Genomic DNA, 18,999 nt, shown 5'->3' with positions numbered 1-18,999 from the left:
TGCTGCGTTCCGCCATCTTCGCGGAGACGTACGGCCTACCAGCGGTTCCGAACCTCCTCGGCAAATCCGAGGAGATCTCGAACCACCACGGAGGTACCGTCGTCGAGGATCACTGTGCCGGAGAACTTTCCGAACACCTGATGCTGAATCGAACGCAGCACCCCGACGTCGAAAGTCGCGGCACGGTCGATGATCGGCTCGAAAGTCATCTCGAAGCGACCATCGTTGCTCGAGAAGTTCCACGGAGCGCCGTCGTACGTTCCCTGCGGGATGCCGAAGTCGATCCTGTCCAGTTTGTGGGCCCGCCCTCCGACAAACACGATGTTCTCGCTGGCCGCCGTAGTGTCACCGAAGCCGTAACCGATGTTGAATCCGAACCGCTCGCCGTTCACCAGTCCGGATGCAGAACCCCAGTACCAGGTGTTGTCGTAAGTCCAGACTCCCCTGCCCCAATCGAGAACGCCGAACGAGTCCTCCGAGCGAAATGTGAAGTCGTCGCTCCCGATTCGCACGGTCCCGGCAGCGGGCAGGCAGTTGATCTTCTGGTTGTAGTAAAACGAACGGGACGCCTTCGGAAACGGTGTGGCGATCACCATCCGGTCATCGGCAGGACTCGCCAGGAACAAATCGGCATGAAGACCTCGTCCACCGTCGAAAGCCGGGTAGTCGACAATCAGGTGGCGCCCACCGTCCACATGGCGAAACTCGAAGCGAGCTTTACCTTTCGACACCACCACATCACCGTCGTCCGCGCTTTCGGGCAGACCGAGCCTTCCCATCGGGAACGGCAGCATCACGTTTTCGGTGATCTCGTGTGGTGTTCGGAAATCGAGCCAGGAGACTCCGAGCAAGCCCATGTACCCGTTGTCGGCGACGGTCAACGCGATGCCGTAATCCGCAGTGAGAACGCAGTAGTAGTCCCACTCCTTGATCCGGAACTTGGGAGCGGTGATCGCAGAGCGTCGATACTTGCGAATCTCCGATGGGGCCCAACCCGTCTCGACCAAATGTCCGCGATCGTCGAGAAGCGGGCCGGGCGACATCAGTGTCTGCATTCTTACTTCCAGCGTCCCAAGATCTCGTTCGCACGGTTGGCCAATGCCATCTGGAAGAACGGACCGAAGCTCACACGTGCCACTCCGAGCGGACCGAAACTTGCCGGGTCGTCCTGGTCCGGGATTCCGATCGCATTGATCGGAAGTGGGAGCTCGGACGTCAGGCGGCGCTGGGTCGCGCCGTCATGCCGCCCGACGGGGTAAAGAACGTCGGCGCCGGCGTCGGCCGCCAGCTTGAGGCGTGCGATGGCGCGATCGACGCGATCGGACTCGTCACCGACCTGCTTCACGAACAGGTCGGTGCGCGCGTTGACGACAACGTGAACTCCGGCTGCGTCGGCGGCCTGACGAAGCCCACCCACGAAGTCGGCGTGCTCCTGCGCCTCGCGCAAGCGTCCGCCTTCACTGTGAACGGTGTCCTCGATGTTGAGTCCGACAGCGCCGGCATCGATCAACCCGTCGATGAGAACTGCCGGCTCGAGCCCGTAACCACCCTCGATGTCCACCGAGATCGGGGCGTCGACCGCACCGGTGATCTGCTTGATCCGGTGCAGAAGTTCGTCGAAGGTGATGCCCTCGTTGTCCGGCTTGCCGATGGAATCGGAAACCGGGTGGCTGCCTACCGTCAGGGCTGCAAAACCTGCAGCCACCGCAAGATTCGCCGACCACGCGTCCCATACCGTCGGGAGAATGACCGGGTTGCCTGGCTGGTGCAACGCCAGTAGAGCTGTTGCCTTGTCGTTGATCGAAGTCATGCGGTGGCTCCTCGAGATCGTGGGGTGTACCTCTCACCTACCGACTCTAGTGAGCGACCGGGCAGCCTGTGCTCTTGTAATCGACCTGGAACTCCTTGATGCCGTTGATCCAACCCGAGCGCAGACGGCGCGGATCACCGATCTTGGTGATGTCCGGGACGTTGTCGGCGATCGCGTTGAACATCAAGTCGATCTCCATACGAGCGAGGTTGGCACCGATGCAGAAGTGCGCGCCCGTTCCGCCGAAGCCCAAGTGCGGATTGGGGTTACGAGTGATGTCGAACGTCATCGGGTTCTCGAAGACGTCCTCGTCGAAGTTCGCGGAGCTGTACAGCATCACCACGCGCTGCCCCTTCTTGATCGACACTCCTGCCAATTCCGTGTCCTCGAGCGCGGTGCGCTGGAAGGCGGTGACGGGTGTCGCCCAACGGACGATCTCGTCGGCCGTCGTCTTGGGACGTTCCTTCTTGTACAGCTCCCACTGCTCGGGGTTGTCCAGGAACGCGATCATTCCGTGCGTGATGGCGTTGCGAGTGGTCTCGTTCCCTGCGACCGCCAGGATGAGCACGAAGAACCCGAACTCCTCCGGGCTCAAGGAGTCGCCGTCGATGTCGGCCTGGACCAGAGTGGTGACGATGTCGTCTGCCGGGCAGGTACGACGTGCGTCTGCCATTTGGTACGCGTATCCGAGGACCTCGGTGGACGCGACTGCCGGATCACCCTGGTATTCCGGGTCGTCGTAGCCCATCATCTCGTTGGACCACTTGAACAGCTTGTCCCGATCGTCCTGCGGTACACCGATCAGATCCGCGATCGCTTGGAGCGGCAGCTCGCTGGCAACCTGCTTCACGAAGTCGCCCGGGCCTTCGCTCACAGCGGTGTCGACGATGCTCCGTGCACGACGGTCCAATTCGTCGCGCATGCCGTTGATCGCGCGAGGCGTGAACAGCTTCGAAATCAGCTTGCGGAGCTTGGTGTGCTCCGGTGCATCCTTGTTGAGCAGAAGATGCCGGAGCATCTCGACGGCCTCACGTGGCATGTCGTCGGCGAAACGCGCGATCGCGGTGTTCTCCCAGCTCGAGAACACATCGCTGCGCTGGCTGACCTCTTTGACGTCAGCGTGACGCGAGACCACCCAGTAGCCCTCGTCCTGGAATCCACCGACCGTCGGCGGCTGCTCACACCACCACACGGGTGCGTTGCGACGCAGTTCGGCGAATTCCTCGAAAGGGATCCGCTCCCCGAGGACAGCAGGATCGGTGACGTCGAATCCGGCCGGCAGGTCAGGCGTGCGTGTTGTGTCCGAGATGGTCATGGCGTCCTCTGATCGGTCGAATGTGCGCTACACCACAGAGTAGCTTTCACTAACGGACTGTCAAGTGAAAGACGGAGAGTCTCGTGCAACTGACCCGTGAGAGCCCCCGCGGCATTAGGATCCTGCTAATGACAGATACCTCCGGCAGACTGACGCTGCGAGAGAAGCAGAAGCAGCGAACCCGCGCAGACCTCGTGGATGCCGCCGGCGCGCTCTTCACCGAACGCGGATACGCGGCTGTCACCGTCGAGGACATCGCCGGCCGGGTCGGTTGCAGCCGAGCCACCTTCTACCTGCACTTTCCCGGAAAGATCGACATCCTCAAGGCGCTCGGCTCGAACACCGTCGTATCCAGCACCCTCGCCATATTCCAGGATCTCGACCACGTACTCGATTCCGGTTCGCGCGAAGAATTCGCCGGCTGGATCAACCGCGCTCTCGACTGGTGCCGCGATCACCACCACATGATGCGGGCGTGGGACGAGGCCATGGTCCTCGAACCCGAGTTCCGCACACTGGCCCGCGAAGGCATCTCTGCACTGCCCAACGCGATGCCGTCGTACCTCGCCCGTTGGCCGCAGAGCCGACACGACGAGGCGAAACTCCGGGTCGAACTCCTGCTGACACAGGTCGAGCGCTTCTTCATTCGCTGGGCGGAACAGGGCGCGATCACCGCGGGTGCGGACGTCGCAGCAGACGTTCTCACCGACATCTGGTTTCCGGCACTCACGCCGCTCACGACCGATGTCGCGGCGCCGCGATAGGTTGGCCCGATGCCACTCGATCTTCGAGCGATCCTCACCACCGTCGCTGCGCTCCTGTCCGGGATACTCGCTGCGCTGGCCCTGACCAATCCGGTTCTCCGTGACTGGGCCATCGTGGCCTCCCCGTCGGAAGTAGATCGCTGGATCAGCAGTGGACCCACCGCTGTCGGGCTCGGCGCCGTGGTTGCCGTGCTTGCCTGCGCACTCTCACAGCGTCGCGGCTCCCGTCGGGCAGCCTGGATCGCGATCACCGTCGGGGTCGCCGTCATCGCGATCATTCGGGCAGTCGTGCCCGAGGTTGCGTCACTGGACCTGCTGATCGCCGTGATCATCGTCAAAAGTGTTGCAGCCGGTGCGATTCTGGGTTGTGTGGTTGCCGTCAGTTGGGATCGCACCGCCACGAAGAACGCCACCCTCCTCGGCGTGCTTGCCGCCTTCCTCGCGGTTCGCACGTTCGCCGGCGGGACGGGCCGAATGAGTACGTCTTCGGTAGGTGAGCCGTCGTGGTGGCTGATCGGCGCCACGGCCGCAGCAGCAATCGCCTGTGCAGTGACCGCGCAATCCGGCTTCCGGATCCGCAAGCCCGACGCGGGCGAAATCCGCATCGCGCTCGTGGTGATCGCCGCGCTGGCGATCGGGCATCGAGTGCTCGGCGCCGTGATCGATCGCCAGCAGTACGCGTCCGAGGCAACTGCCTGGATCGTCATGGTCTTGGCAGCGGGCGCTGCGCTCGCGTTGACATGGATCGCCGCCTACCGTCTCGGCGACACCTCCGGTGCTGGTGGCAAGTTCCTCTGGGCCGCAACCGCTCTGGCCGCTGCGTCGGCTCCGCTGTTCGTCGACATCGCGAAGGGTTCCGGCCACTGGGGAGACCTGAAGTCCCCCTGGGTACTGGTGCTTTTCGCAGCCCTGCCGGTCGCCGTCGGATTGCGACTGCACAAGCAGGTGCCAAACCTCGTTCCCATCGCCGTTCTCGTTGCGGTACCGCTGTCAGAACTACTGCCCTTCGACTCCGCGCACGGTGTCTGGTCAATCGCACTGAAGATCGCCTCGCTGGGTCTCGCCGCCGGATTGCTGTTCGGTGCCCTGGCTCCCGGCAGCCTGGTCGACGCCACACTCGGACTCGCCATTCCCTTTGCCGCAATGACCTTCTCGTCGATCGCCATTCTCACCGATCAGCTCACCGCGCCGCCAGAGTTGACAGCGGCAGACATTCAGCGATTGATGGAACTTCCCATCCCGGCGCACGTCAGCGCCAACGGAGGACTATTCGGACGCGGAATAGGCATCACCATCGACTACGTCACCCCTCAGACCGTCGGCGCTGCAATCCTCTTCGCCTTGATCATCGGCTTCTGCGGTGCAGCGATCCTCCGACGGTCCCATCCACCCGTCGACACCACGGAATCTCGGATCGAACCGGAGCCAGTCGACTGACACACCGTCACCGGACTGAGACCTGCTATTGCGGTGCAACTGGTACCGGATTGACTATTTTGGAGCAGTGCCCATCGCCCGCAGGACGCTGCTCGTCGCGCTGAGTGGTGTGACGGCATTCGTCGTCACCGTCGTCGCCTTGGCACCGTTCGTGAACAGCCAGTCGACGTCGATTTCGACGGGCGACCGATTCTGGTCCATCTCGACCATAGGCGCCGGCGTCTTGGCTGTCGTCGCGGTCGGGACAGCCGCGATGATGGCCCGCTGCCGGTTGCGGACCGCGGCCATGACGGTCTTCGGTGGACTCCTACTCGAACTGCCCGGGCTCTACGATCACAACTTCGAGGCACTCTCACCCGTCGGTGCGGGAGTCGCTGTCGGCGCGGTCACGGTTGCTGCCGCTCCCCGGGTCCGAGCCGCTTCCGTCGCGGGAACGATTGTTGCCGTGCATGTCTCGGATTCACTCCTCGACGAAGACGCTATTCCTCGGCGGTACGCGGACTACATCGCCGACAACACCAACCAGTTTCAACCACCAGTGTTGGGGGCAACACTGCTCGCGCTCGCTTTGGCCGCCGCCTGCGTCGCCGCGTTCTGGTTCCACGACTTCGACAAGGACCACCCCAAGGAACGGATGGCCGTTCGACCGGTGACTATCGCGGCGGTGCTCACTCTCTTCGGGGTCGCTGCGAATTGGTGGTTCGAGATCACCACCGTCACGGCGGCGGTGCCTCTACTACTCGTCGCGCTGGTGATCACGGTGATCTGCGCGCGGGTGCTGGGCGACGGCAGTCGAATCCTGCTGATGTGTACCGCTGCCGTCGCAACTCTGGCGGCGGTCTCGGCGAACCGTCCCGCAACCGAAGCCATGGAATGGTCGAAAACCCCCGCCTCCACCGCCGTCGTGATCGGACTCGTCATCGTCGCCGCGGCAGCGATCGGCGCGATCGCTCCCTCGCGGGTCGTCGGCTACGGATTGCTCCTGACGGTCACGGTCGCCGGGATCGTCAGCTACGCCACGTCGCCGTCGCCGAAGATCGGTGACGTTCTCACGATCAGCGATCTTCTTGTCGCCTTCACCGCTGCGGTCGTCACATACGCGATCGCCAGCGCGATGTACCGAGAGCCACCGCGGACCGGAGCGTCGCGAGCACTCGTCGGACTCGGTGTCATCTTCGGCCCGACGGCGCTGGCCCTGCTCGTCTATCCGCAGTTCGACTACGGATGGACGGCGTACACGCCGCTCGACGAGAACAAGCCCTTCAACGGCATCACGACGGTCGGCCCGTTCGAAATCTCGACCGACATTCTGATACTCGACGCCGTGGCGCTGATCATCGTGGCCGTCTGCGCCTACGTGAGTCTCCGATTGGGGCGGATCAATCGATCCGTTCCTCCGCCGATCAGTCGATCAGATCCATCGACGCCAGGCGATGGAACACTTTGAGCGATCCGGGCGCCACCTCGTCCATCGCTGCGTACTCGGCGAGCGTGAAGTAGCGGAACTCGGCGATCTCGCTGGTCGGGTGCGGGTCTCCGGCCATCTCCGCCAGATAACAACTCATGTGCAGGCCCGTGTCCGCGGAATGTCCGAAAGCGTGAGCCTCGAAGACGTCGAGGAACGTGACCGTCCCGTCGACCAGATCGACGTCGAGTTCCTCCCGAATTTCGCGGTGCAGTGCCTGCTCGGGCGTCTCCCCCGGGTCGATCTTTCCGCCGGCCATGTAGAACGCCGTCTTGCCCACGGAGCGGGTCTGGATCAGCTTGCGGTCACGAATGTGTGCAAGGGCAGCGGTACGGATGATCGTGGTGGGTGTCGACGGATTCACGTCGTCCAACCTACGTGTATCAGCGAGTGCCGATGATGTCCGAATCGACTCGCTGCACATCGAAACTGCCACGCCCGGTAATATGTACGCAAAGACAACCTCTCCGACAAGGTGAATTGTCTCGTTAATCCGATAGGTTCGATTTTGTTCGGACACCCCGCCGCCCGCTGACAACACGACGGAGTGCCTTTTGCTCGCTATCTTGCTTGCCCATGCCGTTGCCGCCCTCTTGGCTCCGCTTGTGGTGCGCAGGTTAGGGCGAAACGGCTTCTTCCCCCTCGCGATAGTCCCCCTCGCCGGCCTCGGCTGGGTCATCGACAAATGGGGCACCGTCGAGACGCTGCACATCACCTGGGTTCCAGGGCTGTCGATGGACATCGACTTCAGGTTCGACGCGCTCTCGGCCATCATGGCCGTGCTCGTCCTGGGTGTCGGCACGCTCATCCTGGTCTACTGCGCCCGCTACTTCACCGACGACGAACCTCGACTCGGTATCTTCGCCGCCGAGATGGTCGCCTTCGCGGGTGCCATGTTCGGGCTAGTGACCAGCGACAACATGCTGCTTCTCTACGTGTTCTGGGAACTGACGACGGTCCTGTCGTTCCTGCTCGTGGGTCACTACGCCGAACGCGCCACCAGCCGCCGCGCCGCGACCCAGGCACTGCTGGTCACCACCGCGGGTGGTCTGGCGATGTTGGTCGGCATGATCATCCTCGGCCAGGTCGGCGGCAGCTACAACCTGTCCGAACTGGTCGCGAACCCGCCGACGGGGTGGCTCCCGTCCGTCGCGATCGTCCTGATCCTGATCGGTGCGCTCTCCAAATCGGCAATCGTGCCCCTGCACTTCTGGCTTCCCGGTGCAATGGCCGCGCCAACCCCTGTCAGCGGTTATCTTCACGCTGCTGCAATGGTCAAGGCCGGTATCTACCTCGTCGCGCGCCTGGCTCCCGGGTACGCCGATTCGCCGCCGTGGCGCATCACCATCATCAGTTTGGGTCTGCTGTCGATGATCCTCGCCGGTTGGCGAGCCATGCGCGCGTACGACCTCAAACTCGTCCTCGCCTTCGGAACGGTCAGCCAACTCGGCTTCATGATGGTCCTGGTCGGCATCGGCACGCGTGACGCCGCCCTGGCCGGCATGACGATGGTCGTGGCGCACGCGATGTTCAAGGCCGCACTCTTCATGGTCGTTGGCATCATCGATCACACGACCGGCACCCGTGACCTGCGCAAACTTGCTCACCTGGGTAAAGCGGCACCCGCTCTCGCGATCATCGCGAGCCTCGCTGCCGCCAGCATGGCCGGTCTGCCACCGCTACTCGGATTCGTCGGCAAGGAAGCCGCACTCGAATCGGTGCTCGAAACGAACGCGCTCGGCCACTGGTCGTCCATCGCCGTCGTCACGGTGATCGTGTTGGGCTCGATCCTCACCGTCGGCTACAGCGTCCGCTTCATCTGGGGCGCCTTCGGACGTAAGACCCTGAGCAAGCCGAGCCCAGCCGTGAGCAAGATGCACAAGCCGGGTTGGCTGTTCCTGTTCGCGCCAGGCCTGCTCGCTGTTCTCGGTCTGGCCGCCGGCATTCTCTCGCCCCAGCTCGAGAAGCTGCTGACGCCGTACTCCACCACGCTGGCCCCCGGACCGCACGCCGACTACCACCTCGCGCTGTGGCACGGATTCAACACTCCGCTGCTGCTCACCTGCATCGTCATCGCCGGCGGCATCGCGCTCTACATCGCGCAGCGTCAGATCAGCCGACTGCACTTCGAGCACCCGCCGCTCGGCAACGCCGACCGTATCTACGACGCGACCCTGCGCGGCATGGACACCATCTCGATGCGCCTGACCGGTGCCACTCAGCGTGGTTCGCTCCCCCGCACACAGTCGACGATTCTCGCGACGCTGGTCGTTGTGCCGCTGTTCCTGCTGATCATCGACACCGATGGCGGCGGAGTCGACCTTCGGATGTGGGATTCACCCATCCAGTTCACGATCGCGCTGATGATGATCTCGGCCGCCATCGCCGCGACGCTGATGCGCAACCGACTCGCCAGCGTCATCCTCGTCGGACTGACCGGCTACGGCTGCGGCGTGTTGTTCGCGCTGCACGGCGCACCCGACCTCGCGCTGACCCAGTTCCTCGTCGAGACACTGACACTGGTGATCTTCGTGCTCGTGCTCCGGAAGTTCCCCGCCGAAGTCGACGAGAGCAAGGCGATCGGCTTCAAGTGGCCGCGTGCCGCACTCGCCGTCGCCGTCGGTATCACCGTCACCACCATCGCGGCCTTCGCGACCAATGCCCGAAACACTCGTCCGATCTACGAACTGCTTCCCGACGCGGCCTACGACCTGGGCAACGGCAAGAACGTCGTCAATGTCCTACTCGTCGACATCCGCGCATGGGACACCCTCGGTGAGATCTCGGTGCTGCTGGTCGCGGCAACTGGCGTCGCCAGCCTCGTCTTCCGCAACCGCCGGTTCGGTATCGCGCCGCGCGTCGCGGACGCCCCCTCCGTCATCGTCGACAAGGCAGCTGCCAACTCGGACACGACGTGGTTGCGCGGCGGAGACCTCATCGATCCTCGACACCGTTCGCTGGTTCTCGAGGTCACCACGAGGTTGATCTTCCCGACCATCATGGTGTTGTCGATCTACTTCTTCTTCTCCGGTCACAATGCCCCCGGTGGCGGTTTCGCCGGAGGCCTGACGGCGGGCCTGGCGCTGGTACTTCGGTACCTCGCCGGCGGACGCTACGAACTCGGTGAAGCCGTACCCATCGACGCGGGCAAGATTCTCGGCCTCGGTTTGGCGCTGGCCGCGGGCACCGCCCTGGTGTCGCTGTTCCTCGGCGCCCCGGCGCTCTCGTCCGCCGTCTTCGAGTTCACACTCCCGCTCATCGGTCACGTCAAACTGGTCACCGCACTGTTCTTCGACCTGGGCGTCTACCTCATCGTGGTCGGCCTGGTCCTGGACGTACTCCGAAGTCTCGGCGCCCGCCTCGACGCAGAAATCGAGGTGAAAGCACCATGAGCGCAAACATCGGAATGCTGATCCTGATCGGCGTCCTCACGTCGGCCGGTGTCTACCTGCTGATCGAACGAAGCATCACTCGGATGCTGCTCGGTCTACTTCTATTCGGCAACGCCATCAACCTCTTGATCCTCACTGTTGGTGGATCGGACGGGAATCCGCCCATCGTCGGCCGAGATTCGGTCCACGAGGAGATAGCGGATCCGCTCGCCCAGGGCATGATCCTGACGGCGATCGTGATCACGATGGGTATCGCCGGCTTCGTTCTGGCACTGGCGTACCGGTCTTACAAGATCAACACCGCCGACGCCGTCGAGGACGATCCCGAGGACACCAAGGTTCTCAAGCGTCGCCTGCCTGCCGACGCTCCCGACCACGACCGCTCCGACGACCCGGTCACCGGTGCCCCGAGCATCGGCGGCGACGCATTCGACAAGGACGGCAACCCTATTCCCCTCGAACAACTGGTCAACCTCGAGGACATCGAATGCTACGACGACCTCCACGACGGCGACTTCGAGGACGAACCGGTACCCGACTGGGCCACCGACCTTGCTCGTAAGAAGGAATCCGAGAAGCGGCGCAAAGACGCTCGCCAGACCAAGATCGAGGGAGGTGGAGGCGCATGACCATCTCGGACAACCTGATGGGAGCCCTTGCGCCCCTGCCCGTCTTGATCCCGATGCTGGCCGCAGCTGCGACGCTGGTCGTCGGCCGACGTCCTCGTTTCCAGCGCGTGATCACACTGATCGCGCTCGTCGGCGTCGTCGCGGTGTCGGGCTTGCTGCTCTACCTCGCCGACCGCGACGGTACGACGGCCGTTCAGGTCGGCGGCTGGGACTCCCCCATCGGCATCACACTCGTGGTCGACCGTCTCTCGGCGATGATGCTCGTGGTCTCGTCGGTGGTGTTGCTCGCCGTCATGATCTACGCGATCGGTCAGGGTATTCGCGACGGCAGCGAGGCCCAGCCGGTCTCGATCTTCCTGCCGACCTATCTCGCATTGACTGCCGGAATCTCCAACGCGTTCCTCGCCGGTGACCTCTTCAACCTCTACGTCGGGTTCGAGGTTCTGCTCGCCGCGAGTTTCGTGCTCCTGACGCTCGGTGCCAGCGCCGACCGCGTCCGGGCCGGCGTCTCGTACGTGATGGTCTCGATGGTGTCCTCGCTGATCTTCCTGGCGGGCATCGCCTTCGCCTACGCGGCGACCGGCACCCTCAACATGGCCGACATGGCCCTGCGCTTCGACAACATTCCGCCGGGCACACGAACCGCCATCTTCGCTGTCCTGCTCGTGGCGTTCGGCATCAAGGCCGCGGTTTTCCCGCTGTCCGCGTGGCTACCGGACTCGTATCCGACCGCGCCCGCACCGATCACCGCCGTCTTCGCCGGGTTGCTCACCAAGGTCGGTGTGTACGCGATCATCCGCGCACACTCACTGCTGTTCCCGCAAGGAGAACTCGACAACGTACTGATGGTGTGCGGCCTGCTCACGATGGTGGTCGGCATCATGGGTGCCATCGCGCAGAGCGACATCAAACGTCTGCTCTCGTTCACACTGGTCAGCCATATCGGTTACATGATCTTCGGTATCGCACTGTCCACGACGTCCGGGCTGTCCGGCGCGATCTACTACGTCGCCCACCACATCATCGTGCAGACGACGCTCTTCCTCGTCGTGGGTCTGATCGAACGACAAGCCGGGTCGTCGTCGCTGCGCCGTCTCGGCGGTCTGGCGGCGGCCAGCCCGATCCTCGCGATCGTCTTCCTGATCCCGGCGCTGAATCTCGGTGGTATCCCGCCGTTCTCGGGCTTCATCGGCAAGGTCGCGCTCCTTCAGGCCGGTGCGGCCGACGCCAGCGCGTTGGCTTGGATCCTCGTTGCCGGCGGCACGATCACCAGCTTGCTGACGCTCTACGCCGTCGCCCGCGTGTGGACCAAGGCTTTCTGGCGAGCCCGGGCCGACGCGCCCGAAGGTGACCTCGCCGACGTCAGCCCGTCAGCGTTGATCGACGAGTCCGAAGAGGACATCGCGTTCGTCGACCGCGAGGATGTCGGCAAGATTCCGCTCTTCATGCTGATTCCGACGGTCGGACTTGTCATCGTCGGTCTGGCACTGACGGTGTTCGCGGGCCGGATCATCGACATCAGCGACAGAGCGGCGAAGGATCTGCAGGACCGGTCCATCTACATCGACGCGGTTCTCGGCAACCACCGGCCCGTGCCGGTCGACGAAGCTCCCGTCGCTGCAGACGACCCCGCAGCCGTTCCGAATACCGAGGCCCCGAACACCGACGTCCCGAATACCGAGGAGGCTCCGCGATGAAACGCGAACAGGTACTCCGCGTCGGGATCCTGCTGTGGCTGATGGTCGTATGGATCCTGTTGTGGGGCAACATCAGTTTCGGCAACATCTTCGGCGGACTCGCCGTCGGCCTGATCATCATGGTCCTGCTTCCCCTCCCCCGCGTACCGGTCGAGGGTCGGGTACATCTGCTGTCGATTCTGCGTCTGTTGTGGATGATCGTGTACTACGCGATCCAGTCGAGTATCCAGGTCGCGTGGCTGGCGATCCGTCCGTCGCCGCCGCCGGTCACCGGAGTTCTGCGGTACCAACTCGGGATCAAGTCCGACCTGGTTCTCACGCTGTGCATCGACGTTCTCAACCTGATCCCCGGCACGATGGTTCTCGAGATCGACCAGAACCGACGCATCGTCTACGTCCACGTGCTCGACGTCGGCTCGCAGAAAGCCGTCAGCGCGTTCTACCGCTCGGTGGAGGACCTCGAGCGGTTGTTCATCGCGTCGTTCGAACGTGATTCGGACTGGCAACCCAGCCCATGGCACCAGCGCGACTACGAATTCGATGCACCCCGGCAGGAGGACCAACCATGAACGGGTTCATCACCACGATCTTGATCATTTCCGGAGTGATTCTGCTGATCGCCGCCGTACTGACCACGTTCCGATTGCTCGACGGTCCGAGCTCACTCGACCGCCTCGTCGCCCTGGACACGATCATCGCGGTCTCGATGTGTGGACTCGCGGTCTGGGCCGCGTACAGCAAAGACACGACCATCGTTCCCGCGATCGTCGCGCTGGCGCTGGTCGGCTTCATCGGTTCCGTGTCCGTCGCGCGCTTCCGGGTGAGTGACCAGTGATCGGCAACATCCTCGACACGATCGGGGCCATCTCCATCTTCCTCGGCGCGCTGCTCGCGCTGACCGCCGCGGTGGGAATCGTTCGCTTCCCCGACACTCTGCGTCGTATGCACGCGGCCACGAAACCTCAGGTGGTCGGACTGATCTTGGTCCTGATGGGCGCCGTGTTCCTGCTTCGTGGGAGCGTCGACATCTGGATGTTGGTCCTGGTGGGCATCTTCACGCTGCTGACGGCGCCCGTGATCGCGCACAGCGTCGGCCGAGTCGCCTACCGCGAACAGCGCGAAGAGGACGACCTCATGAAGATCAACGAGCTGGAAGACCCGGACTCTCTGCTGTAGCGGCATCCCACTCGCCGTCGCGCTCGCCCCACACCGCAAGAGCAGTGCCGGGGCGGGCGAAGAAGGTGGCGAAGTACGCCACCGACATGAGAACCAGGACAGCCATCAGCAGCGGCCCGAAGATCGCCGGGTACTCGGCCATCTGCACCGCAGCGAACCGGTACGAGAGCAACAATCCCGCCAGGAGTGCCGAGCCACCGATCAACAGACGCACTCGGAACCACCCCCAGCCGCGCTCCGGATCCCGTAGCGCCGCATCGAGGGTCAAGCACAGGACGGCACCGGCAATGAGGTCGACGCCGTAGTGGAATCCGAAGCCGAGCGTCGCGGTCAGGGTCGCAACGAGCCAGAACGATCCCAGGCTGCGAATCCACCACGGTCCGCTGCGCGAGTGGATGAACAGCGCGACTGCCCACGCGGTGTGCAGGCTCGGCATGCAGTTTCGCGGTGCGGCGTCGTCGAACGGCAGCGACGACGGTGATGCGAAGTCGAAGTTGGGCACGATGTTCGGCCAGTAGTCACCGATCTGGAATCCGAACCCACGCGGACCGAAGGCGAACACCGGGCCGACCACCGGGAACAGGACGTAGAAGATCGGGCCGATCAGCCCGATGAGCAGGAACGTGCGCAGCAGGTGATGCGACGGCCATCCCTTACGTACTTGATAGAGAGCAACCACGATCACCGCGACCGGCAGTTCGACGTAGATCCAGTCGAGGGCTGCTGCACCGACGGGGCCCATGGCGTCGACGATCTGGCCCATCACCCACGACGGATTCCCGAGAGCCTGGTCGGCGAGGAACACGTACTCGTCCCACACGTCGGTGCCGACGAGAATGGTGATCTCCAGCCACGTCTCGGCAACCTTGGCCGCGATGATGAGCAACGCGCCGAGAGCGACGCCGTGCAGAACGCTGAGTCGACGCTCACCGGACAACTTCCACACCGCGTACACCGCGATGGCCGTCAGCACCCAGGTGCCGCCGGTGCCCATCGTCAGCGGTCCACCCGAGAACCAGCGGATCGCGCCGACGACCACGTCGATCACGACGGCCGCGGATACCGCGTAGATGCGTTCTTTGTTGTTCAGTCCGACGAGCGCGAGAGCGAGGCCCACCCAAGGCATGGTCGCGGAGCGGGGAACGAGGAAGTAGTCACCGAACAGGCTTTCCACCGGACCGAGATAGCCCTTGTACGACGCGAACGCCTGCACGCCCAGGACCAGCACGGTCAATGCTGCTGTGCCGATCAGAAGGAGTCGGTGAGAACTCGACCACGAACGGTCCGACTGTCCGGGTGCGCCCCCTCGTTGGGACCAACTGTCTATCAACACCGGACAATAGTAAACGGCGTGTGAACTGAATATGGACACCCACTGGACAAACGGTTGGTATGCCCGGATTTCCAGTCCGCGAAACAGTCCTTCGCACTGTGAACCTGCTAGGTGCCCAACTCTGCGACCAAGGCGTCGACGACCGCAACCAGATCGCCGCCCGTCGCTTCCGCGACACGACGTTGCCGCTGGTAGGACGCGCCGCGACGGGGAATGTCCGCCACCGACGCCAACTCGTCCGCGCAGCCGAGTGAGACCGCAATCGGCGCCAAGTCGTCGAGCAGGCGATCCAGATCGTCAGTGACGAGGCACTCGTTTGCGTCGGAGTCGAGGATGATCTCGGCGTCCAGTCCGTATCTCGCTGCGCGCCACTTGTTTTCCTTGACGTGCCACGGCTGCATGTTCGGCAGAGTCTCACCGGCACTCAGTCTGCGGTCCAGATCGACGATGAGGCAGTGGACCAGAGCAACGAGAGCACCCAGTTCAGCGCGTGTCGAGACGCCGTCGAACACCCGGACCTCGATGGTTCCCCACTTCGGCGCGGGACGGATGTCCCAGTGCATGCCACCGATCTTGGTGATCACACCGGTCTTCATCTGGTCGTCGATGAACGACTCGTATTCGGCCCAGTTCTCGAACTGGTACGGAAGGCCCGCGGTGGGGAGCTGCTGGAACATCAACGCGCGATTGGACGCATAGCCGGTGTCCACACCGGCCCACATCGGCGAGGACGCCGACAGCGCCAACAGGTGCGGATAGCGCTGCAGCAGTGCGTTGATGATGGGGAAAATGCGATCCGCGGACGAGACACCCACATGAACGTGCACGCCCCAGATCAGCATCTGCCGACCCCACCACTGCGTGCGTTCGATGAGTTCGTCGTAGTCGGGTGTCCGGGTGACCAGCTGCGTCGACCATTGCGCGAACGGGTGCGTGCCCGCGCTGATGAGGTCGACGCCGAGCGGATTCGCAGCGCGGCGAAGCAGATCCAGTGACCTGTCGAGATCACTCATCGCCTCGCCGACCGTCGAATGAATACCCGTGACGAGTTCGACGGTATTTCGCAGTAGTTCCTTGGTGATGTGCGGGGTTTCGGAGCCGGCAAGCTCTTCGACCGCCGAAAACACCTCGGCTGCTGTGTTGGAGAGATCTCTGGTCTTGCGATCGACCAGCGCGATCTCCCACTCCACGCCCAGCGTCGGGCGCGGCGAACCTGGAAATGGAACTACCACGCAGAGAATCCAATCACAGTGTCGGTAAAAACACCGTGCTGGCTACTGCGTGGTAGTCGCCGGAAGTGATGCAAAACTCAGGTGAGTTTGTCAGCTCTTGGTGATGACACCGCAAGCAACGCGTCCGCCGGCGTCACCGGTGTCGAGGGTCTGCTGATCCGGTGCCGGCGCGTAACGCGTCGGGATGTTGCCGAAGTTGTCCGCTCCGGCGTGGATCATGACGGATGTTCCACCGTTTGCGACCAGTTCGTCGACGGTGAATGCATCGGTCGTGGTGACCAGTGTGGCGGTGCCGTCTTCGAGGACCTGAACCGAAGTGAGGTCGCCGCTCGCCGGGTGGCCCGTGTGACCCTCGGCCTGGAAGTGTCCGCCTGCCGAGAGGAAGTTACCCGGCTCTCCGCCGCTGGGGGCAACGGAATTGGTCTCGCACTTGGCGACCTGGTGGACGTGGAATCCGTGGAAGCCGGGGGTGAGGCCCTTGGCGTCGAGGGTGACCTTGACGTCGCTACCTTCCTGCGCGAACGTGACCGTTCCGACCTTGGCGCCGTCGGTGCCGTTCAGCGTTGCGGTGACCGTTTCGGCAGAAGCGCCGGCGTGAGCCGTCTCGGAACCGTGGCCGCCCGCGCTTTCGTGCGCGCTGGGATCGGCTGCACCGGTCCACACCGGAGGAGTCGTGCCGGGGACGCTGCTGGGCTCTTCGCTGTTACTGCAAGCGGTCAAGCCGAAAGCGGCAATCGCGACTACAGGGGCAACGACGCGCCAGGACATACGCCGGGTGCTGCTGGGGGCCATCGAACCGCTCCTTTGAGGTGGCGAGAAAGTGCTTCTGATCATAACGGCGCGTGTAGTAGCTGGAACCGACGGGTCAGTTCCACCTTCACGACCGGTCAGTTGGAGGTCACGATCACGATCACGCCAGGTGACGCGTTCGCGATGCCGGCGAATCGAGGCTCTGCGGAGACTCCGAGTTCAGCCGCGATCTTCTGCGCCGCTGCCTTCTCCGCCGCGGACGATCCGTAATACACCGTCGTCGTACTGACGGTGCCCTCGCTGTAGTTACCCGTCTCCTCGACGTTCCAACCTGCTGCCGTCAATTCCTCGGCGGTGCCTGCTGCCAGACCGGAGACGGTGCTGTTGTTGAGAACTCGAACGCTGACATTCGACGTGTCGGCGCCGCTCGCGGAGCTGGAAGTCGTGGTCGTCGCAGTTCCCGAGGGACGCGACGTGGTGGTGGTATCGCCCGAAGCGGGTTGCGTCGTCGCTGCAGGCTTGGTGGTGGCAGGCGCGGGGGCGCTCGTCGTGGCAGACGCCGAGGATTCGGTCTGCTGTGCTGCGGTGTTCTCGTCGCCCGATCCACCGTCGCTCGATCCACCCAGTGAGGCTGCTCCGAGACCGATGAACACGATCGCCAACGCGATCAACACCATGGCGATTGCGCGAAGCGGAGGTCCGGACGGCTGCTCTTTCGGGGTACTCACGATGTCGACCTTATCGCCAGTGCGTGGACAGCCCGATCATATGTACGCGTGATTCAGGTGACCTCGAAGCCGAGGCGACGCGCGGCCCTGGCCTTCTGACGGCTGGCACGCAGACGACGCAGGCGCTTGACCAGCATGGGATCAGCCGCCAAGGATTCGGGGCGATCGACCAAGGCGTTGAGAACCTGGTAGTAGCGGGTTGCCGACATGTCGAACAACTCCTTGATGGCTTCTTCCTTCGCACCGGCGTACTTCCACCACTGACGCTCGAAAGAGAGGATGTCGTGCTCCCGGCGGGTGAGGCCGTCTTCGCCGACCTCGTGCATGCCTGCTGTATCTACTACCGAATCGTCGGCGCCAGTGCCTTCGGACTGGTTCCGACTACGCGCGGTTGCGCCGTCCATGTCACTCCTCGACTGCTGTGCTCGGCGTCAGCGAGACTCGTATGCCCGGTGTTCTTTTTCCGACCGAATTCTCGCGGCCGTGAGTTTCCCGGTCCCCTGGCCCGAAGGTAACTCACAATTTCCCCCGCGGCCCACGTTCCGACCGAGCAACGAATTACATCGCTGTTCTTCAGCAACCATTGAACCATGATCGAGTGTGCGGGCCGTGATAACTACGCGGGCGCGCCGCACTATCCTTGTCCGCATGGCTATCCTCCCCATCCGAATCGTCGGCGACCCGGTACTGCACAAGGCGACAGAGCCGGTCACTCAGTCCCCGGCCGAGATCGCCGAACTGATCGCAGACATGTACGAGACGATGGACGCTGCCAACGGCGTCGGTCTGGCGGCCAATCAGGTCGGTGTTCCACTGCGAGTCTTCGTCTACGACTGCCCCGGTGACGACCGCAGCAGCGAGCGTCGACGCGGCGTCGTCGTGAACCCGGTACTCGAGACGTCCGAAATCCCCCAGACGATGCCCGACCCGGACGAAGACTTCGAGGGTTGCCTGTCCGTTCCCGGCGAGCAGTTCCCGACGGGTCGCGCCGATTGGGCGAAGGTCACCGGCACCGACGCCGACGGCAACCCGATCGAGGTCGAGGGCACCGGATTCTTCGCACGGATGCTCCAGCACGAGACCGGGCATCTCGACGGTTTCCTCTACACGGACGTACTGATCGGCCGCAACGCGCGCGCTGCCAAGAAGATCATCAAGCGTTCCGGTTGGGGCAAGCCCGGTCTGACCTGGACGCCGGGGACCGTCGACGATCCGTTCGGTCACGACGACGACGATTACGAAGACTGAGAATTCTGCTCTGAACGGCAACA

Annotated in this window: 19 protein-coding genes; 10 read left to right on the top strand and 9 right to left on the bottom strand. The window is 63.6% G+C overall.

Annotated elements, in window-relative coordinates; translation table 11 throughout:
- Positions 1 to 35: 35 nt before the first annotated feature.
- From G9U53_RS22760 to G9U53_RS22750, 3 genes are read right to left on the bottom strand one after another with little or no spacing between them, the layout of a single operon-like run.
- Entirely contained in the window at positions 36 to 1,055 is a 1,020-nt protein-coding gene (locus G9U53_RS22760) for a DUF2804 domain-containing protein (protein WP_029254792.1), read from the bottom strand.
- A gap of 2 nt (positions 1,056 to 1,057) precedes the next feature.
- The gene (locus G9U53_RS22755; protein ID WP_165639218.1) at positions 1,058 to 1,810 is read right to left on the bottom strand and encodes an isocitrate lyase/phosphoenolpyruvate mutase family protein; all 753 of its coding nucleotides are present in this window, start codon (positions 1,808 to 1,810) and stop codon (positions 1,058 to 1,060) included.
- Positions 1,811 to 1,856: 46 nt separating this feature from the next.
- Positions 1,857 to 3,125, bottom strand: coding sequence for a cytochrome P450 (locus G9U53_RS22750; RefSeq protein WP_003945041.1), 1,269 nt, complete (start codon positions 3,123 to 3,125; stop codon positions 1,857 to 1,859).
- 128 nt (positions 3,126 to 3,253) lie between these two features.
- Here G9U53_RS22750 and G9U53_RS22745 point away from each other — a divergent pair, with 128 nt between their 5' ends.
- The 3 genes from G9U53_RS22745 to G9U53_RS22730 all read left to right on the top strand — a co-directional run bounded on the left by G9U53_RS22745 (position 3,254) and on the right by G9U53_RS22730 (position 6,773).
- Positions 3,254 to 3,889 (top strand): TetR/AcrR family transcriptional regulator, encoded by a 636-nt coding sequence (locus tag G9U53_RS22745; protein ID WP_165639217.1) that lies wholly within the window; start codon positions 3,254 to 3,256, stop codon positions 3,887 to 3,889.
- A gap of 9 nt (positions 3,890 to 3,898) precedes the next feature.
- A complete protein-coding gene (locus G9U53_RS22740; RefSeq protein WP_073512164.1) occupies positions 3,899 to 5,326 on the top strand; it encodes a hypothetical protein in 1,428 nt (475 codons plus the stop codon).
- A 67-nt stretch (positions 5,327 to 5,393) separates the two neighbouring features.
- On the top strand, positions 5,394 to 6,773 hold the full coding sequence (locus G9U53_RS22730; protein ID WP_223304380.1) for a hypothetical protein: 1,380 nt from the start codon (positions 5,394 to 5,396) through the stop codon (positions 6,771 to 6,773).
- On the opposite strand, the gene G9U53_RS22725 is transcribed toward G9U53_RS22730, so the two are convergent.
- Positions 6,730 to 7,155: an NUDIX domain-containing protein gene (locus G9U53_RS22725; RefSeq protein WP_165639216.1), complete on the bottom strand. Its 426-nt coding sequence runs from the start codon at positions 7,153 to 7,155 to the stop codon at positions 6,730 to 6,732. The genes G9U53_RS22730 and G9U53_RS22725 overlap by 44 nt on opposite strands.
- A 190-nt stretch (positions 7,156 to 7,345) precedes the next feature.
- Between G9U53_RS22725 and G9U53_RS22720 the strand changes: the two genes are divergently transcribed.
- The 6 genes from G9U53_RS22720 to mnhG are packed head-to-tail and all read left to right on the top strand — an operon-like array spanning position 7,346 to position 13,685.
- Positions 7,346 to 10,183: a Na+/H+ antiporter subunit A gene (locus G9U53_RS22720; RefSeq protein ID WP_007730104.1), complete on the top strand. Its 2,838-nt coding sequence runs from the start codon at positions 7,346 to 7,348 to the stop codon at positions 10,181 to 10,183.
- Positions 10,180 to 10,812: a Na(+)/H(+) antiporter subunit C gene (locus G9U53_RS22715; RefSeq protein WP_003945054.1), complete on the top strand. Its 633-nt coding sequence runs from the start codon at positions 10,180 to 10,182 to the stop codon at positions 10,810 to 10,812. The genes G9U53_RS22720 and G9U53_RS22715 overlap by 4 nt, the downstream gene beginning before the upstream one ends.
- Positions 10,809 to 12,509, top strand: a complete 1,701-nt coding sequence (locus G9U53_RS22710) for a Na+/H+ antiporter subunit D (protein WP_003945059.1) — start codon at positions 10,809 to 10,811, stop codon at positions 12,507 to 12,509. The genes G9U53_RS22715 and G9U53_RS22710 overlap by 4 nt, the downstream gene beginning before the upstream one ends.
- Complete coding sequence (locus G9U53_RS22705; RefSeq protein ID WP_003945063.1) at positions 12,506 to 13,078, top strand: Na+/H+ antiporter subunit E; 573 nt, start codon at positions 12,506 to 12,508, stop codon at positions 13,076 to 13,078. The genes G9U53_RS22710 and G9U53_RS22705 overlap by 4 nt, the downstream gene beginning before the upstream one ends.
- A complete protein-coding gene (locus tag G9U53_RS22700; protein ID WP_003945061.1) occupies positions 13,075 to 13,344 on the top strand; it encodes a monovalent cation/H+ antiporter complex subunit F in 270 nt (89 codons plus the stop codon). The genes G9U53_RS22705 and G9U53_RS22700 overlap by 4 nt, the downstream gene beginning before the upstream one ends.
- The gene (mnhG, locus tag G9U53_RS22695) at positions 13,344 to 13,685 is read left to right on the top strand and encodes a monovalent cation/H(+) antiporter subunit G (protein ID WP_085989592.1); all 342 of its coding nucleotides are present in this window, start codon (positions 13,344 to 13,346) and stop codon (positions 13,683 to 13,685) included. Before G9U53_RS22700 ends, mnhG begins: the two co-directional genes overlap by 1 nt.
- Here the strand turns inward: mnhG and G9U53_RS22690 are convergent.
- The 5 genes from G9U53_RS22690 to G9U53_RS22670 all read right to left on the bottom strand — a co-directional run bounded on the left by G9U53_RS22690 (position 13,651) and on the right by G9U53_RS22670 (position 18,132).
- Positions 13,651 to 15,018, bottom strand: coding sequence for a phosphatase PAP2 family protein (locus G9U53_RS22690; protein WP_042926204.1), 1,368 nt, complete (start codon positions 15,016 to 15,018; stop codon positions 13,651 to 13,653). The genes mnhG and G9U53_RS22690 overlap by 35 nt on opposite strands.
- Before the next feature lie 107 nt (positions 15,019 to 15,125).
- Positions 15,126 to 16,250: a glutamate--cysteine ligase gene (locus G9U53_RS22685; protein WP_165639215.1), complete on the bottom strand. Its 1,125-nt coding sequence runs from the start codon at positions 16,248 to 16,250 to the stop codon at positions 15,126 to 15,128.
- Positions 16,251 to 16,340: 90 nt separating this feature from the next.
- Positions 16,341 to 17,042, bottom strand: coding sequence for a superoxide dismutase family protein (locus G9U53_RS22680; protein WP_007730117.1), 702 nt, complete (start codon positions 17,040 to 17,042; stop codon positions 16,341 to 16,343).
- A gap of 95 nt (positions 17,043 to 17,137) precedes the next feature.
- Positions 17,138 to 17,728 carry a LytR C-terminal domain-containing protein gene (locus tag G9U53_RS22675; RefSeq protein ID WP_054827817.1) on the bottom strand — a complete coding sequence of 197 codons (591 nt, stop codon included), beginning with the start codon at positions 17,726 to 17,728 and terminating at the stop codon, positions 17,138 to 17,140.
- A 53-nt stretch (positions 17,729 to 17,781) separates the two neighbouring features.
- Positions 17,782 to 18,132, bottom strand: coding sequence for a DUF3263 domain-containing protein (locus tag G9U53_RS22670; RefSeq protein WP_007730120.1), 351 nt, complete (start codon positions 18,130 to 18,132; stop codon positions 17,782 to 17,784).
- A gap of 244 nt (positions 18,133 to 18,376) precedes the next feature.
- Between G9U53_RS22670 and G9U53_RS22665 the strand changes: the two genes are divergently transcribed.
- A complete protein-coding gene (locus G9U53_RS22665; RefSeq protein ID WP_003945053.1) occupies positions 18,377 to 18,976 on the top strand; it encodes a peptide deformylase in 600 nt (199 codons plus the stop codon).
- The last annotated feature ends 23 nt before the right edge of the window (positions 18,977 to 18,999 follow it).

Source organism: Rhodococcus sp. D-46 (assembly GCF_011290655.1).
In the GTDB taxonomy this organism is placed as follows: domain Bacteria; phylum Actinomycetota; class Actinomycetes; order Mycobacteriales; family Mycobacteriaceae; genus Rhodococcus_F; species Rhodococcus_F qingshengii.
This window is presented reverse-complemented; position numbering and strand designations above follow the sequence as displayed.

Bases quoted from the DNA above. Each gene is read 5' to 3' on its own strand.
- G9U53_RS22760 (WP_029254792.1), bottom strand. From the start codon at position 1,055: ATGCAGACACTGATGTCGCCCGGCCCGCTTCTCGACGATCGCGGACAT.
- G9U53_RS22755 (WP_165639218.1), bottom strand. From the start codon at position 1,810: ATGACTTCGATCAACGACAAGGCAACAGCTCTACTGGCGTTGCACCAG.
- G9U53_RS22750 (WP_003945041.1), bottom strand. From the start codon at position 3,125: ATGACCATCTCGGACACAACACGCACGCCTGACCTGCCGGCCGGATTC.
- G9U53_RS22745 (WP_165639217.1), top strand. From the start codon at position 3,254: ATGACAGATACCTCCGGCAGACTGACGCTGCGAGAGAAGCAGAAGCAG.
- G9U53_RS22740 (WP_073512164.1), top strand. From the start codon at position 3,899: ATGCCACTCGATCTTCGAGCGATCCTCACCACCGTCGCTGCGCTCCTG.
- G9U53_RS22715 (WP_003945054.1), top strand. From the start codon at position 10,180: ATGAGCGCAAACATCGGAATGCTGATCCTGATCGGCGTCCTCACGTCG.
- G9U53_RS22710 (WP_003945059.1), top strand. From the start codon at position 10,809: ATGACCATCTCGGACAACCTGATGGGAGCCCTTGCGCCCCTGCCCGTC.
- G9U53_RS22705 (WP_003945063.1), top strand. From the start codon at position 12,506: ATGAAACGCGAACAGGTACTCCGCGTCGGGATCCTGCTGTGGCTGATG.
- G9U53_RS22700 (WP_003945061.1), top strand. From the start codon at position 13,075: ATGAACGGGTTCATCACCACGATCTTGATCATTTCCGGAGTGATTCTG.
- G9U53_RS22680 (WP_007730117.1), bottom strand. From the start codon at position 17,042: ATGGCCCCCAGCAGCACCCGGCGTATGTCCTGGCGCGTCGTTGCCCCT.
- G9U53_RS22670 (WP_007730120.1), bottom strand. From the start codon at position 18,132: ATGGACGGCGCAACCGCGCGTAGTCGGAACCAGTCCGAAGGCACTGGC.
- G9U53_RS22665 (WP_003945053.1), top strand. From the start codon at position 18,377: ATGGCTATCCTCCCCATCCGAATCGTCGGCGACCCGGTACTGCACAAG.